The sequence below is a fragment of the Aromatoleum toluclasticum ATCC 700605 genome, assembly GCF_000378245.1.
In the GTDB taxonomy this organism is placed as follows: domain Bacteria; phylum Pseudomonadota; class Gammaproteobacteria; order Burkholderiales; family Rhodocyclaceae; genus Aromatoleum; species Aromatoleum toluclasticum.
This window is the reverse complement of sequence record NZ_KB899497.1, coordinates 223,588-237,734: the sequence shown is the minus strand read 5'-3', so window position 1 is coordinate 237,734 and position 14,147 is coordinate 223,588. Positions and strand designations below refer to the sequence as shown.

Genomic DNA, 14,147 nt, shown 5'->3' with positions numbered 1-14,147 from the left:
GTGCGGCCGAGTCCCTACTTGCGCTTCAGGTAAAACTCGAAAGCCTTGTCGGCCGTCTCGCCCTGCTGCAGCAGATCGTTCCCGGTCTGCCGCGCAAAGGCCTGAAAGTCCTTCACCGAACCGGGATCGGTGGCCAGCACCCGCAGCACCTGGCCGGCGCTCATCTCGGCAAGCGCCTTCTTGGCCCGCAGAATCGGCAACGGGCAGGTCAGCCCGCGCGCATCGACTTCCTTTTGAAACTCCATTACGCGTAACCCTCACTGACAGTTAGCGCAATTCTACCCCAAGGCCATATCCACGCCCGTGGCCGGCAATCGAACTGCCGTGGATATCATTCCGACCGGCCGTTCTTGCGCTCCTCGCGGCGGCGCTCGCGTTCCTGTTCCTTCAGTTCGCGCAAGCGCGCATCGACCGCGGACAGTTCGTAAAAATTGCCGTCCCCTGCCCGGCGCGCAAGCTCCAGCTGCTCGATCGCGGCCGGAACCGCGCCGCGCAGCACATACACTTCGGCCTGCGCGCGATGTTCCGCCGCGCGGTGACCCTGCTCGGCCTCCGAACGGGCCAGGAAGGCCCACAGGCGCGGATCCTCCTTGCGGCTCTGCACCGCCGTCCGCGCCATTGTGCCGGCATCGCGTGCGCGCCCCGCCTGGAGCATCGCATCCATCAGCGCGTACCGCAGCGCCTGACTCTCGGGAAAGCGCTTTTGCGCCGCTTCGAGGACCTGCACCGCGCCACCGGCATCATGCTGCGCCAGCCGCAGTTCCGCTGCCAGCATATCCACGAAGGACGACGGAGGCGCCTCGCGCCGCAGCGCCTCGACCTGCTTGCCGGCATCGTCGAAACGGCCCGCCGCGAGCAGCGCGCGCGCGTAACCGTAACGCTGCGCGACATCACCGCCGTTCTTCGTGAGCTGCGCCTCGAATTCGCGTACGGCTTCGATCGGCGGCATCGCTCCAACGCGCAGCTTCGCACGCACGAAACCGAAGTCGGGCGAATCGGGAACCTGCCGGTAACGCAACTGCGCCACACGGTTCCCCATGTCGGAGATCCGCTCCTGGGTCAGCGGGTGCGTGCGGAGGTAGCTCGGCGCGTTGTTCTCGTACAAGCGGCTCGAACGCTGCAGCCGCTCGAAAAAGCTGGGCATGCCGCGCACGTCGAAGCCGGCCCCCTCAAGCGATTGCAGGCCCAGCCGGTCCGCCTCGCGTTCGAAATCACGGGTATAGCCGAGCTGCGCCTGCAAGGCACCGGCTTGCCCCGCCGCAATCGCCGCCTGGCTGAGCTGACCGTCGCCGCGTGCCGCGAGTACCGCCACCAGCATGGAGGCAAGCATGACCATGCTGGTCTGGCTCTGCTTGCCGAACATCTGCGCAATGTGCCGCTGCGTCACGTGAGCGACCTCGTGCCCGAGCACCGAGGCCAACTCTGATTCGGACTCCGCCGTGATGATCAGCCCCGTGTGCACGCCGATGAAGCCGCCCGGCAACGCGAAGGCGTTCAGCGTGCCGTCGCGCACGACGAAGAACTCGAATTCCAGCTCCGGCGCGGCGCTCGCCGCGACGAGGCGCCGCCCCATGCGGTTGATGTAATCCTCGATTTCGGGATCGTCGAGATAGCTCGCTTCATGCCAACGGATGTCGCGCATGATCGACTCGCCTAGCTTGCGCTCGGCAAGCGGCGAGAGTTCCGAGGCCCCCACATCGCCGAGATCCGGCAAACCGGCCGCATTCACCGGCGGAACGAGGGCGACGCACAACAGCAGGATAAGAATTCGTCTGATCATCGAGTGCTATGATACCGGCCCACCACCAACCGTTCAGCGCGGAATGTATCCCACTGTACGACGCCGCGCACACCGAGCCATGACCGAGCAGAAAGCTTCCTCCCTCACCCATTTCGACGCCCAGGGACAGGCCCACATGGTGGACGTCGGCGGCAAGAGCGAGACCCGCCGCGTTGCGGTCGCGCACGGCTCGATCAGCATGAAGCCCGAGACGTTCGCGATGGTCAAGTCCGGCAGTGCAAAAAAAGGCGACGTGCTCGGAATCGCGCGCATCGCTGCGATCCAGGGATCGAAGCGCACCAGCGAGCTGATCCCCCTGTGCCATCCGATCCCGCTGACCCGCGTCGCCGTCGAGTTCGAACTCGACGAGGCAGAAAGCCGCATCGGGTGCACCGTCACTGCCGAAACCGTCGGCCGGACCGGCGTGGAGATGGAAGCACTGACGGCCGTCAACGTGGCCCTGCTCACCATCTACGACATGTGCAAGGCCGTGGATCGCGGCATGCGCATGGACGGCATCCAGTTGCTGGAGAAGCTCGGCGGAAAGTCGGGGCACTGGGTAGCGGAGCGCTAACCCCGGCTTCAGGATTCAGCCACATACCGACGCGGTTGTGGGTATGCGGCCCTGTTCGCGGAAGTTGTGCGCGACACTCGCCACCCATCCCCCGAAAACCGATCGCAAGAAAAAAAACGGGGCGGCTTGCGCCGCCCCGTCCTGAGCTACGTCTTCTGCACGTTACTGGAACTTGAAGATGTAACGGACTCCGGCAAAGTTGGCGGTCTGTCGCGCCTTGGCCGTGACGGTCGTGCCATCCGTGGTGGTGCCGTAGGTGAACGGCGTCCCGTCCGCGAACATCCACGTCCAGTCGTCGGTCCTCCAGCGCTCGTGGATCAGATCAACACGCACGTCTGAGTGCTTGTCGACGGCGTAGGTAGAGAAGACGCTCAGCCGGATCAGCTTGTTCTCGATGTCGGGCAGGTTGCCGGAGAAGTTAGCCGGCAGCACCGCGCCGCCCGCGAGCCGATTGATCTGCTGGTCGTACTTGCTCAGCGTACGCGTCCATTGCAGGTCGGCGCCGAACTTGAGCCGCGGGGTCACGTCGCCGCGCAAACCGACACCGAGCGTGTCGCCCGTATCCTCGAGCTTGTACCTCTTAATCGCCGCGCCGCCCCCGGCATTGGCCGCCCGCGCCGCAAACTGCTTCGCCTCGCTGTGGTCGTAAGAGTACCAAGCGTTCACCTGCCACGCCTTGCTCAGGGTGTAGCTCGCATCGAGGCTGAAGAGCCGCGTCGTGCCTTCGTCTAACCCGAAGGGACGATCGCTGTCGCGGTCGTAGTTGTCACGCCCGTCCTCGGCAATGAGTTGGACGGACAAGGCCTGCAGCGGCGTCCAATCGAGGCCGAGGCGGACCTTCCTGCGCTCGCGGTCGGCAATGTTGATCGGATTGATGAGGTTGCTGATGTTCGTGAAGCCGTTGGAACTGCCGTTGCCCGGTCCGGCGGCAAAAGTGTAGTTCGACCCGGTACGATCGCTCACAAGATAGCCCACCGAGCCGGTGAGCACTTCGGAGAGCAAACGACGAAGCTCCATTCGCAACGTGGTTTCGTCGACCTCGCTGCGCATCGGCACCACCCGCTGGGTGTCGGTGCCCCCTACGCCGTTGGCATTCGACACAGGGACATGTCGATCCTGGCGGCGCTCCTCAACTCCCGCGTTCAGGCTGTACTGGTCTGTCAGGCGATAGGTGCCTTCCAACTTCGAGGTTAGCGTCTTGTACGAGAAAGGCGTGTTGTCCACGCATTGCCCGCTGGCGCACGCCGCATTGGTTTGTACGAAGCGATTGACCGGCGTTTCGTCCTCGACGTTGAGATAGCGGATGCTCGCTAGCAGCGACAGGTTCTTGAGAGGCCGCGAGGTCAATGCGACCTGGGCCAGGGTGGTGTTGACTTCACCGTCCAGACTCGAGGGCGAGCCGGCTAACGACAGCCCCGCGATGTCCTTGGTGGGCAGATGCTCGTCCTGCGTGGCCCGTGCGTACGCCAGTTTGACCGTGGCGCGCGTGGTCGGCGTGAAGTTGTATCCGCCGTTCAGGAACAGCCTGTGGGCCTGGTTGTCGAGAGGCTGGGAGAGGTAGGTGGGCGCGTTGTTCAGCCTTCCGGTGAAGACGGTCACCAAGTTGTGCTGGTTGTTGTACCAGCTCCCGCTATACCCGCCCGACAACTGAAGTTTCTCGGTCGTGTAGTTGAGGACACCGTCGAGCTGGCGGATTGTGCTGTCGATCGGCTCGACGGCAAACTCGGCCGCACTGCCACGTCCCCATTGACGCTCACCCGACTTCTCCTCGTGTCTGAAGCTCAGCTTGAAGTCGAGATTCGGCGCCAGGCTCTTGTAGAAGTTCAGTTTCGAGGCATCGCGCGTGGTGCCAAGATTGACCGTACGGAACGGGGTCGTCGTCGAATTGCTTACGATCTGCGTGGTATCACCGATTCCTTGCAGGCGCGTCGTGAAAGTGTTCGGGTTGTCTCTCGGAATCCGACTGTATTCCAGAGAAACGCCGACATCGCCCTGGCGCAGGTATTCGCCGCGGATCTCGCGGTTCTCGATACCGAGATTGCGAGCCTTCAGCGTCATCCAGGTCCCGGTGTCATCATTGCGCTTTACGACATCGGCATCGATCAGGCCGTAGGCACCCATCTCGCGCATGCCGTCGTAAATGCCCTGCTGCGGGCGATCCTTGGTCCAGTTGCCGAGACCGAGCGAAACCGAGCTGTCGGGCTTGGTGAGCTCCGCGAGTCCGTTATCTTCCGCCAGAGCCATCCCGTATACCGCCATCAAGGCAGCCGCAAGCGCCGTCAGGCGGAAGGTTTGTGTCATCGTATTCATGATTTCTCCCCTTCTCGATCAGCGACGGAAGCGCCCGGCAGTCGCACTATTCTGCGTGCTGTTGCCGCCGTGGATATTGGTATGACAGTTCATGCAACCACGGCCCACAGTACCCAGCGCGGTGGTGCTGGTAGTGCGCCCGGTGGGCAGACCGGCGGCCTGGCTCGGGTGGCTCTCGTGACTATGGCATTCCTGACACAGATACGGCGGACGTGCCTTGAGGAGGTTGGCGATGTTGGTGCCGTGCGGATTGTGGCAGATGCTGCAGTCTTCGGTCACCGGCTGGTGGTTATGCACGAAGGGCCCACGCTTTTCCATATGGCACGAGTAGCAGGTGTCATTCACGGTGTCACCCATCAACTGCTTGGGATTGTCGTTATGGACGTCATGGCAGGAAGTGCAGCTCATCTTGCCTTCGGGGATCGGATGGTGCGAGGGGCGATTGACCTGGGCACGCTGCTCCTTGTGGCAGGCGAAGCAGACTTCCGTCTGGGTTTCCTTCTCGCGCACCTTGTCATGCCCGGTGTGCGCCTTGTGGCAGGAGGCACAGGTCACACCGCGCTGGGCGTGCACGCTCGATTGCCAGTTGATGTGCTTGCCGCCCTGGTGGCAGCTCAGACAGGATGCGTTCTGGGCTTCAGCCGAAGTCGTCTTGTTCTTCTTCGTGAAACCGACGTCCACAGGCGGCGTCGGGCCGCTGCCGCGCCCGGCTTCCTTGACGTGCTTCTCGCTCTCGCCGTGGCAGTTCGTACAGCTCGGCGTGCGCTTGTCGGCGACGGTGCCGTGCTTCGTCTTGCCGATGCGCAGGGCCTCGGGCGAGTCGTTCTCGTCGTGACAGCTGGTGCATTTTGCATCGCCCTTGAGCACGATGTCCTTTGGCGCTTCTTTCTCCGCAGCGGTCGCGGTCAGCGCCGGGGAGAGGCTCCCGGCGAGGACGGCGAAGGCGCATACGCGCAGCGCTTTTCCAAGCAATTTCATATAAACCCCCTGATTTGCTGATATGCGGCGCGCACCACGACGGCGCGCGCCAGATCTCTTGCCGCGTGTTACTGGGCGCGGATCCAGTCGATGAGATTCTTGATCTCGGCCTTGTCGGCGGTGTCGATCACCTTGTGCGTTTCCTCGGTGCCGTCCTCGAGCTTCACCTTATGCTCCTTGGTGATCTGCTCGACCATCTTCTGTTCGGCGTCCGCCTTGTCCTTGAACTTCGCGGCGATCTTCTTGTAGGACGGACCCTTCTTGGTCTTGTCGATCGCATGACACTTGAAACAGTCGTTACGTTTGGCGGTAGCCTTGGCCGCGTCGTCATCCACAGCCATCGCCGCCGGGGTCGCGATGGTTGCAGCCAGTCCGACAAGGATCATGCTCGCAAGAATTCGTGCCTTCACGCTGATTCTCCTTTCGATATATATGCATCCAAACGCCCACGGGAGTTGAACGGACTCCCAAAAGACATTTTGCTGGTGGAATATACCCCCAAACATTCAAAGGTTGCTCGACACAAACGTACAAAACGACACAATTGCCTCGTTACAACACAAGACCTTGACATGCGTACGATTTTTTATACAGGATCCGTATTTCTGCATGCGCCGGTATATTACCGGTGGCTAATTAAATGTATATGCAACACATGTTAATTAGCATTTTCCGATATTGCGGAAGAGCGGGCGTGCGCTGCGCCCGCGGGTCGGTTGTACTGACGGGAAGTGATAGCAATCCGGAACGACGCATCGCGGCCCGGCGACGCTCAGATGGGACGGTCCTGCCGCTCCGCGCGTGCAGAGGCTCCGACGCCGCGTCTATTCGAGGACTTGCAGACCTGAACTCAGAACGAGGGACTGCCCGGACACGCGGTCGCGAACGGTAGCAATCACCTTGTAGGGACCGATGCGGTCGCGCGGATCGAAGCTGACCTGCATGCTGCCGTTGCCGAGATGGAGACGCCCCGGCGTCGACTCGGCGGACCACAGGGACATCGAGCCACCCGGGATACGCCCTCCATCGGGCGCCTGGAGCGCAAGGTCGGCAACGACATCGCATCGTCCGGAAGCATCCCGGGCACATCCCTGGAAGACGAGCATGGCGGTAACCGAAGCCCCGCGCCTCACGGTCGCGGTCGCAGGCAGTTGCAGCGGTGTGCGCGACACCCGCCACACCTCGAGGAAGTGCGACTCGTCGGGCGTGAGCACCAGGTGGGCGCCAAAATGCTCGGCACCGTGCGCGTCGCTGCGGGCTGCGTGAACGAGATGCCCGCTGGAAGTCCAGGCGCCGTGCGCGAGGAGCGGAAGAGTTGCGGCCAGCGCCGCTGCGCAACGTCTCATGTGTGCAGCCCGTGATATTGGAGGCGGAGCGCGCAATCTGCGCGGGCTGCGGACGCTGCGGGTCGAGGATCCCGCAATCGAGCCAGGCCGGAACGCGCTCGTGACGCGATTATCACCTCGGCGTTGGCGGGATCGGCATGCTTTTACAACTGCACACACGAAGGGGAATGTTGCGGGTGAAATTCCCCAAAAACAACTAATAAACAGAGGGTTGCCCCGACCGCGAGACCTACGGCAGGGCGGCCCCGCCCCGGAGCTACATGCTTACAGCTTCTGGTGGGCGCCGTCACACATCACGCCGTTGCCCGACTGCTTACAGCCGCAGAAGTAGGCGGTCTTCGACTCTTCGGCCTTGTACTCGACCGGAGTGAAGCTGCTGCCCTGGTGGGAGCCGTCGCAGAACGGCTGCTTGGTGCTCTTGCCACAGGAACACCACCAGTAGCTCTTGCCGGCCTCGATGTCGACGGCGTAGGGGGATTGCTGGGCGATCTTTGCGGATTCGTTCGACATGAATCAATTCCTCGTGCAGTGGATAAAAGACCACCCCGGTTTCCGGGGTGGCAAAGGTGATCCCCAGGGGGAGGGATCAATGGAGACAAAGAGAAGCGGACGGTCTGGCTGGCGGAATCGTTTATTTCGCAGCGCGGCGTTCGGCTTCGACGTGGAAGCTGACCTTGATCTCGTCCGCGACGATCGAGGTATCGGACCAGGTGCCGTCGCCGATGGCGAACTCCAGGCGCTTGAGGGTGAAAGCGCCGTCGAACGCAGCAGTGTTGCCGTTCTGCGTGACGGTTACCGGAGTCGTCACGTCGCGGGTTTTGCCCTTGATCGTGAGCTTGCCGGTCATTTCGTAGCGGTCGCCGCCGAGGGGTTTCACGGACGACGAGACGAAGGTCGCGGTGGGGAAGGCCTTGACGTCGAACCAGGGCTTGCCGACGACTTCACTGTTGGCGTCGGACGAGCCGGCATCGATGCTGCCGAGGTCGAGATCGAGGCGAACGGTGGACTTCGCGGGGGCGGCCGGGTCGAAGGCAAGATCGACATTGGCCTTCTTGAAGTAGCCCTTGACGGGCACGTTCATCTGCTTGAAGACGAAATCGATACGGTTCTTTGCCGGCAGCACCTGATCGAACGTGCCGGCCGGTTGCGCTGCGTATGCGCCGGTGCCTGCCAGCGGTAGAACGAGAGATACGAGTGCGGTGGCAAGGATGCGGTTGCATTTCATTGTGTGTATTCCTTTGACGGTCCGGTTCAGCGTTTGAGCAGGGGCACCATCCTCGCCAGCGTTTCGTCGCGGTCGATGATGTGGTGTTTGAGCGCGGCGGCGATGTGCAGGCCCACGAGGATCAGCAGGCCGGACGTGAGGACTTCGTGAGCCGACTTGAGCACATTGCCCAGCGCTTCGTCCTTGCCGACGAGATCGGGCAGCGGAACGAGGCCCAGATAGACGACCGGGAAGCCCTTGGCCGAACTCATCAGCCAACCGCTGAGCGGCACTGCGATGATCAGGGCGTAGAGCACGGCATGGGTGATCGACGCCACGGCACGCTGCCAGCCGGGCATGGTGCCCACCGGAGCGGGCACCGGCTTCGTGAGGCGCAGGAACAGGCGGGGGATGAACAGCAGCAGCACCGTGAAGCCGATCCACTTGTGCCACGAGATGAGCTGCAGCTTGCGCGGCGACAGGGACAGATCGGTCATGTAGTAGCCGAGCGGCAAGGCGACGAGCACCAGGATCGCAATCATCCAATGCACGACTACTGCCGGTTTCGAGTACTGGTCCGGAGCATTCATCGCGTTTCCCCTTGTTCCTTTTGTTTTCGTTTCAGCATTCAGATTGCGCGGAAGAATTCCGCAATGAGGCAGTCGATCGACTTGGGCGGATGACCGACCAGTGCGGCGAAATCGTTGGTGGTACGCGCCATCCGGTTCGTGGCGACCGCGGTGAACATGTTGGCCATTGCGCGGGCGAGCCAGGCGGGCATGCCGACGCCCTCGAGCACGCGGGCATAGACGTCTTCGTCGACCGGTTCGTAGCGCAGCGTCTTGCCGGTCGCAGCCCCGACACGTGCAGCGAGGTCATGATAGTCGTGAGCGGTCTGGCCGGTGAGCTCGTAGATGCACTTTTCGAGCCGCGGCGCGACGGCTGCGGCGGCGATCGCGCCGGCAAGCTCGTTGCGCGACAGGTAGCTGACCGAGCCCTCCCCGGCCGGCAACTGCAGCAGGCCGTTCTGCAGCGCACCGGCGAAAGTCATCGGCAGGAAATCGGCGTACATGCCGTTGCGCAGGATGGTGTGGCCGACGCCGGACGCGACGAGCGCTGCCTCGCTGTCGGCATGCACCTGCGCAAATTCGGATGGCGACGCGGCGTCCGCGTCGAGGAAACTGGTGTAAAGGATGTGTTCGACCCCGGCGGCACGTGCGGCTTCGATCGCGTTGCGGTGCTGGGCGATGCGTTGTGCCTTGGGGCCGTCGGTGGACACGATCACCAGGCGCGATACGCCGGCGAAGGTCGCACGCAGGGCTTCGGGTGCGTCGAAGTTGCCGCAGCGCACTTCGATGCCGCGCGCTGCCAGCGCGCCGGCCCGCTCGGGATCGCGGACGCTGACGGCAAGCCGGCCGGCACCGGCCTCCGGCAGCCGCACGGCAAGCTGCTGCACTATCTGCAGGCCCAACTGCCCCGTTGCTCCGGTTACGAGAATCATCTGTTTAGCCCTGCGTAATGAGTCGTTAGCGTATGGGCGCACTTTATGGGATTGATTGGCCCTAAAATAGCGGAACCAAGCAAACTCTTTGTTGCATCGAGGACAACAATGGACCGTCTGCAGGCAATGGAAGTGTTTGTTCGCGTTGCGGAAGCCGGCAGTTTCACCGCCGTCGCGGATCGGTTGAATGTCGCGCGATCGGCAATCACGCGGCAGATCGCGGCGCTGGAGGCGCACCTCGGGACGAAGCTGCTCGCCCGCAGCACAAGGCGCCTGAGCCTCACTTCTTCGGGGTCGGCCTACCTGGAGAAGTGCCGAGAGATCCTGACCCTGGTCGAGGCGGCGGAAGGCAACCTGGAAGGCGAAAAACAGGCGCCGCGCGGGCAGATTCGCGCCAGCGTGCCGATGAGCTTCGGCGTGCGCCACCTGATGCCGCTGGTCGCCGACTTCATCACGACTTATCCGGAAGTCAGCGTGGACGTGGAATTCAGCGACCGGCGCGTGAATCTGATCGAGGAAGGGATGGATTTCGCCGTGCGGATTTCGGAGCAGATCGATCCGTCGCTGGTGATCCGCCGCTTGAGCCGCAGTTCGCTGACGGTGGTCGCCTCGCCCGAGTATCTGGACCGGCACGGACGGCCGCAACATCCCGACGACCTGCTGCAACACCACTGCCTGACCTACACGCTGGGGTCCAGCCTCGGCTGGAGTTTCAGCGTGAACGGGGAGTCGTACTCGGTGCCGATCAAGGGGCGTTTCCGCGCCAACAACGGCGATGCCCTGCTCGATGCCGCGATCCGCGGGCTGGGCATCGTGCGCGAGCCGACCTTCCTGACCTCGCAGGCAGTTCGCGCGGGGCTGCTGGAGGTACTGCTGCCGGAATTCTCGACGACGGAGTTGCACATCTACGCGGTATTTCCCGGCACGCGCTATGTGCCGCACCGCGTGCGCACGTTGGTCGACTATCTTGCGGAGCGAATCGGGCCTGTCCCCTACTGGGACTGAGCGCTCAGAAATTCATCCGCCACGGCAGCTCGCCCTGGATGAACAGGCGGGCTTCGTCGGATGCAGGGCGGGCGAAGAAACGTTGTACCGAGGCGTGTTCGCGCACCCGTCCGGCACTCATGAACACCACGTCGTCGCCAAGGCGGGTGGCCTGACCGAGATTGTGGGTGGTCATGACGATCCGCGTGCCGTCGGTGCGGATCTCGCGGACGATGCGTTCGACTTCGGCCGTCGCGGAGGGGTCGAGGCTGGCGGTGGGTTCGTCCAGCAGCAGCAGACGCGGTGCGGTCACCCAGGCGCGGGCGAGCGCGAGACGTTGCTGTTCGCCACCGGACAGCAATCTGGCGCTATCGGAGGCGCGCGCCAGCAGGCCGACGCGATCGAGCATGCGTGCCGCGCGGCGGCGGCGCTCGATGCGCGGTACGCCGTGGGGCTTGAGCGCAAGGGCGACATTTTCCAGCACCGGGGCGCGCAGCATCATCGGATGTTGGAACACCATCATCACGCCAAGATGAGGACGCGCACCGCCCCCCCAGTCGATCTGTCCGCCGGTGGGTTCGAGCAGGCCGCAGATCGTGCGCAGCAGCACGCTCTTGCCCGCACCGTTGGGACCCAGCACGAGCGTGATGCCCTCGCCGCCCAGCTCGAGCTCGATGCCGTCGAGGACCATGCGGCCGTTGGGCTGGAAGCGGACGTCGTGCAGGCGCAGCGGAAACATGGTCAGCCGTACCTGCGCATCGCCCACGCCCGCATCGCGAATGCCGCGGCGTTGAGGACGAGAATGACCGCGACGAGCACGATGCCCAGTGCGATCGCGAGCGGCAGGTCGCCCTTGCTGGTTTCCAGCGCGATCGCGGTGGTCATGACGCGCGTGGCATGGTCGATGTTGCCGCCGACGATCATCACGGCGCCGACTTCGCTCATTGCCCGCCCGAGTCCGGCGAGGACGGCGACGAGCAGGGAATGACGACAGTCATACAACAGGGTCGTTACGCTTTGCAGCCATGTGAAGCGCATGGCCCTGAATTCCTCGGCATAGCGCTGCCAGGTGTCGTCGATGATCTGTCGGGCGATGGCGGCCATCAGAGGGACGACGAGCAGGGTCTGCGCGGCGACCATCGCAGCGGGCGTGTAGAGCATTCCCAGCTCGCCGAGCGGGCCCGAGCGCGACAGGATCAGATAGACGACCACGCCGACGACGACGGAAGGAGCCCCCATCAGGCCGTTGATGACCACGAGCGCGGCGCTGCGGCCGGGAAAGCGGCCTACGGCGAGACAGGCGCCCAGGGGCAGGCCGAGGAGCGTACCGAGGATCACGGCCGAACCGCTGACCTGCAGCGACAGGCTGACGATTTCGACGGCGCGGTGGTCAAAGGTGGCGAGGAGAGCGAAGGCGTCGGAGAAGGTCGCGGCGAGTCCGTACATTGGCCGGAGCATAGCGCAAGCGCCGCGCTTAGGCAGCCCTGCGCCGCATGCGGATCGGAAATCGCCTCATCTGCCACCTGACTTGTCATCTCGCCTGGCCGCTCACCCGCCGCCCCGCTGCATTGCGCGGTCCAGCGGAAGGAGCAGCGCCCTGCGGTCGGATTCGTTCCCGCCGGAGAATTCGTAGCGCACACCTATCGTCTGCAACTGAAGCGCGCCGAGCCGTCGCATGCCGCGCGCTGCGACATGGATGTCGAGGCGGGTCGAACCGGCGTACAGGCGAAAATGATCAGGGCCGACGGTTTCCACGGCGCAGGGCGATCCCTTGCGCAGATCCCGCTCGAACTCGGCTGCGGAGGCCGTGACCTCCCGTTCAAAGCGCTCGGGCACAGGGCCGCTGACGAATGCCATGGAGTGCTCTCCTTTCATTGGGGGCTCGCCATCCCCAGGATTTTGGGCAATTCACCCGGAATCGGGGGAACGGCGGCGGTGCATTTCAGGGTACTTGAACAATCAAATCAGCCACTTGAGTTTTCTGGCGGGCTGGCGCACTTGTTGCAATTGCAGTGATGGCGTCCCGCACCGTCGCATGCGGGACGCCAGATGACAACAAACCTCCAACCCCATCGCGCCACGATCGGGTAATGCCTCCGGCCCATGCAGGACCGGGTTCGTGGTGCAACGAGAGCGACATGGAACACGCCGCGCTGCTGACCGATGGAGACGCAATGGCCCGCCCGCTGCTGCAACGGCTGGCCGGAGACGGCAATACACGCTGGGGCGTCGATGAATGCCGCGTCGTGCGGTCGCGGCGGCACGCCGCCCACCCGGCGCCCGGGGACCGCAGCGCATGGCTGGATGTATGTTACCGGCTCGCGCTGCAGGACCGGGATCGCGGCACAAGGCATGCACTGTGGCTGTATGCGAAGGCCTACTCGCAGGGGCGAAGCGCCGATGCGTTCCGGGCGGCCCTGCCCGCGGCGTGTGTGATTCCCGGCCTGGGCGAACCGGTGATGCAAATGCCGGAACTGGATCTCGTGGTGTGGCCGCTGCCCAACGATCCGGTGATGGAACAGCTCCCTGCCCTGCTCGATCCAGTCGCCGTACGGCCCCACCTGCCTCCGGCCGCAATGGGGCCGAAGGGATCCGGAATCGGGGAGATCAGCGTGGTGCGCTACGAGCCCGAGGACCACTGCCTCGCGCGGATTGCGACCCCCGATGCGGCGACCGAGGCGGCGATCTACGGCAAGAGCTACGCGGGCGAAAGATGGCGCGACGCGCGCGACTGCATGCACTCCTTGTGGTGCACGGGCTGCGTCGATCCACATGCATTCGTCGTCGGACGGCCGCTCGGTTCGTGCCCGGCGCTGCACACGGTGTGGCAGGCGGAAGTGCGCGGCGAGCCGATCGCGACGCGCCTGGCCGGCCCTCATGCGGAGGCAAGCCTGGACGCGGTGGCTGCGGCACTGGCAGCGCTGCATGCCGGCCCGCCGATCGCGCGCGAGGGTTCTCCGGCTGCCGCGACGGTGGCGCTGGCGCGTACCTGGTGCAGCGCACTGAGCGCTGCGGACGCCCGCTTCGCGGCGGATCTGGATGCGCTGCTGTTTCATCTGGTGCGCGGAGCGGCGCCGCCCCGTCGCGTGGTGACGGTACACGGCGACTTTCACGCGGATCGGATGCAGTGGTGGAACGGCCGCATCGCGCTGTTCGACTACGACAGTTTCACAATCGATTCGCCCGCACGTGACGTCGCCGGCTTCGTCGGCGGCCTGCTGTGCCGCGACGATGACAGCGCGGACTGGGCGCAGCTCGCGGCGACCTTCGTCACGCGTTACCGGGCGCACTGTGGCGGCAGGCTGGCGGAAGCAGAACTCGACTGGCATCTGCAGCTCGCGCTGCTGCGGGAGGCGCACCGATGCTTCGAGCGTCACCGCGCCGGGTGGCAGGAAAGGGCATTGCGCGCCTTGATCATCGCCCGCTCCGGCCTCGCGTCGCTGCCACACCGGGCAGGGAGTTTTCTCTAG

At 64.2% G+C, this 14,147-nt stretch carries 16 protein-coding genes; 3 read left to right on the top strand and 13 right to left on the bottom strand.

Going from position 1 to position 14,147, the window contains the following annotated elements; genetic code table 11:
• Positions 1-14 precede the first annotated feature (14 nt).
• A complete protein-coding gene (locus tag F464_RS0114000; RefSeq protein ID WP_018990453.1) occupies positions 15-245 on the bottom strand; it encodes a sulfurtransferase TusA family protein in 231 nt (76 codons plus the stop codon).
• Positions 246-331: 86 nt separating this feature from the next.
• Positions 332-1,780 (bottom strand): beta-barrel assembly-enhancing protease, encoded by a 1,449-nt coding sequence (locus F464_RS0113995; RefSeq protein ID WP_026295996.1) that lies wholly within the window; start codon positions 1,778-1,780, stop codon positions 332-334.
• Between the two features lie 79 nt (positions 1,781-1,859).
• Between F464_RS0113995 and moaC the strand changes: the two genes are divergently transcribed.
• The gene (moaC, locus tag F464_RS0113990; protein ID WP_018990451.1) at positions 1,860-2,354 is read left to right on the top strand and encodes a cyclic pyranopterin monophosphate synthase MoaC; all 495 of its coding nucleotides are present in this window, start codon (positions 1,860-1,862) and stop codon (positions 2,352-2,354) included.
• A 162-nt stretch (positions 2,355-2,516) separates the two neighbouring features.
• Here the strand turns inward: moaC and F464_RS0113985 are convergent, their stop codons facing one another.
• The 8 genes from F464_RS0113985 to F464_RS28535 form a co-directional block, all read right to left on the bottom strand.
• A complete protein-coding gene (locus F464_RS0113985; RefSeq protein WP_018990450.1) occupies positions 2,517-4,664 on the bottom strand; it encodes an MtrB/PioB family decaheme-associated outer membrane protein in 2,148 nt (715 codons plus the stop codon).
• Between the two features lie 18 nt (positions 4,665-4,682).
• The gene (locus F464_RS0113980) at positions 4,683-5,642 is read right to left on the bottom strand and encodes a DmsE family decaheme c-type cytochrome (protein ID WP_018990449.1); all 960 of its coding nucleotides are present in this window, start codon (positions 5,640-5,642) and stop codon (positions 4,683-4,685) included.
• A gap of 68 nt (positions 5,643-5,710) precedes the next feature.
• Positions 5,711-6,052, bottom strand: a complete 342-nt coding sequence (locus tag F464_RS0113975) for a c-type cytochrome (RefSeq protein ID WP_026295995.1) — start codon at positions 6,050-6,052, stop codon at positions 5,711-5,713.
• Between the two features lie 414 nt (positions 6,053-6,466).
• Positions 6,467-6,988 carry a hypothetical protein gene (locus F464_RS0113970; RefSeq protein WP_018990447.1) on the bottom strand — a complete coding sequence of 174 codons (522 nt, stop codon included), beginning with the start codon at positions 6,986-6,988 and terminating at the stop codon, positions 6,467-6,469.
• Between the two features lie 264 nt (positions 6,989-7,252).
• Positions 7,253-7,498, bottom strand: coding sequence for a CDGSH iron-sulfur domain-containing protein (locus tag F464_RS0113965; RefSeq protein WP_018990446.1), 246 nt, complete (start codon positions 7,496-7,498; stop codon positions 7,253-7,255).
• 121 nt (positions 7,499-7,619) lie between these two features.
• Positions 7,620-8,213: a YceI family protein gene (locus F464_RS0113960; protein WP_018990445.1), complete on the bottom strand. Its 594-nt coding sequence runs from the start codon at positions 8,211-8,213 to the stop codon at positions 7,620-7,622.
• Between the two features lie 26 nt (positions 8,214-8,239).
• On the bottom strand, positions 8,240-8,782 hold the full coding sequence (locus F464_RS0113955; RefSeq protein ID WP_018990444.1) for a cytochrome b: 543 nt from the start codon (positions 8,780-8,782) through the stop codon (positions 8,240-8,242).
• Between the two features lie 38 nt (positions 8,783-8,820).
• Positions 8,821-9,693, bottom strand: a complete 873-nt coding sequence (locus F464_RS28535; RefSeq protein ID WP_040395111.1) for an SDR family oxidoreductase — start codon at positions 9,691-9,693, stop codon at positions 8,821-8,823.
• 108 nt (positions 9,694-9,801) lie between these two features.
• Between F464_RS28535 and F464_RS0113945 the strand changes: the two genes are divergently transcribed.
• Entirely contained in the window at positions 9,802-10,698 is an 897-nt protein-coding gene (locus F464_RS0113945; RefSeq protein WP_018990442.1) for a LysR family transcriptional regulator, read from the top strand.
• Positions 10,699-10,702: 4 nt separating this feature from the next.
• On the opposite strand, the gene F464_RS0113940 is transcribed toward F464_RS0113945, so the two are convergent.
• The 3 genes from F464_RS0113940 to F464_RS0113930 form a co-directional block, all read right to left on the bottom strand.
• Positions 10,703-11,416, bottom strand: a complete 714-nt coding sequence (locus F464_RS0113940; RefSeq protein WP_198292264.1) for an ABC transporter ATP-binding protein — start codon at positions 11,414-11,416, stop codon at positions 10,703-10,705.
• A gap of 2 nt (positions 11,417-11,418) precedes the next feature.
• Positions 11,419-12,123 carry an ABC transporter permease gene (locus F464_RS0113935; protein ID WP_018990440.1) on the bottom strand — a complete coding sequence of 235 codons (705 nt, stop codon included), beginning with the start codon at positions 12,121-12,123 and terminating at the stop codon, positions 11,419-11,421.
• 102 nt (positions 12,124-12,225) lie between these two features.
• Positions 12,226-12,534: a hypothetical protein gene (locus F464_RS0113930; RefSeq protein WP_018990439.1), complete on the bottom strand. Its 309-nt coding sequence runs from the start codon at positions 12,532-12,534 to the stop codon at positions 12,226-12,228.
• Positions 12,535-12,815: 281 nt separating this feature from the next.
• On the opposite strand from F464_RS0113930, the gene F464_RS0113925 reads away from it, so the two are divergent.
• Complete coding sequence (locus F464_RS0113925) at positions 12,816-14,147, top strand: protein kinase family protein (RefSeq protein WP_018990438.1); 1,332 nt, start codon at positions 12,816-12,818, stop codon at positions 14,145-14,147.

Coding starts and splice junctions, on each gene's coding strand:
- F464_RS0113960 (WP_018990445.1), bottom strand. CDS start 8,213: ATGAAATGCAACCGCATCCTTGCCACCGCACTCGTATCTCTCGTTCTA.
- F464_RS0113965 (WP_018990446.1), bottom strand. CDS start 7,498: ATGTCGAACGAATCCGCAAAGATCGCCCAGCAATCCCCCTACGCCGTC.
- F464_RS0113980 (WP_018990449.1), bottom strand. CDS start 5,642: ATGAAATTGCTTGGAAAAGCGCTGCGCGTATGCGCCTTCGCCGTCCTC.
- F464_RS0113930 (WP_018990439.1), bottom strand. CDS start 12,534: ATGGCATTCGTCAGCGGCCCTGTGCCCGAGCGCTTTGAACGGGAGGTC.
- F464_RS0113925 (WP_018990438.1), top strand. CDS start 12,816: ATGGAACACGCCGCGCTGCTGACCGATGGAGACGCAATGGCCCGCCCG.
- F464_RS0113995 (WP_026295996.1), bottom strand. CDS start 1,780: ATGATCAGACGAATTCTTATCCTGCTGTTGTGCGTCGCCCTCGTTCCG.
- F464_RS0113945 (WP_018990442.1), top strand. CDS start 9,802: ATGGACCGTCTGCAGGCAATGGAAGTGTTTGTTCGCGTTGCGGAAGCC.
- moaC (WP_018990451.1), top strand. CDS start 1,860: ATGACCGAGCAGAAAGCTTCCTCCCTCACCCATTTCGACGCCCAGGGA.
- F464_RS0113940 (WP_198292264.1), bottom strand. CDS start 11,416: ATGTTTCCGCTGCGCCTGCACGACGTCCGCTTCCAGCCCAACGGCCGC.
- F464_RS0113935 (WP_018990440.1), bottom strand. CDS start 12,123: ATGTACGGACTCGCCGCGACCTTCTCCGACGCCTTCGCTCTCCTCGCC.
- F464_RS0113970 (WP_018990447.1), bottom strand. CDS start 6,988: ATGAGACGTTGCGCAGCGGCGCTGGCCGCAACTCTTCCGCTCCTCGCG.
- F464_RS0113955 (WP_018990444.1), bottom strand. CDS start 8,782: ATGAATGCTCCGGACCAGTACTCGAAACCGGCAGTAGTCGTGCATTGG.
- F464_RS0113985 (WP_018990450.1), bottom strand. CDS start 4,664: ATGAATACGATGACACAAACCTTCCGCCTGACGGCGCTTGCGGCTGCC.
- F464_RS28535 (WP_040395111.1), bottom strand. CDS start 9,693: ATGATTCTCGTAACCGGAGCAACGGGGCAGTTGGGCCTGCAGATAGTG.
- F464_RS0114000 (WP_018990453.1), bottom strand. CDS start 245: ATGGAGTTTCAAAAGGAAGTCGATGCGCGCGGGCTGACCTGCCCGTTG.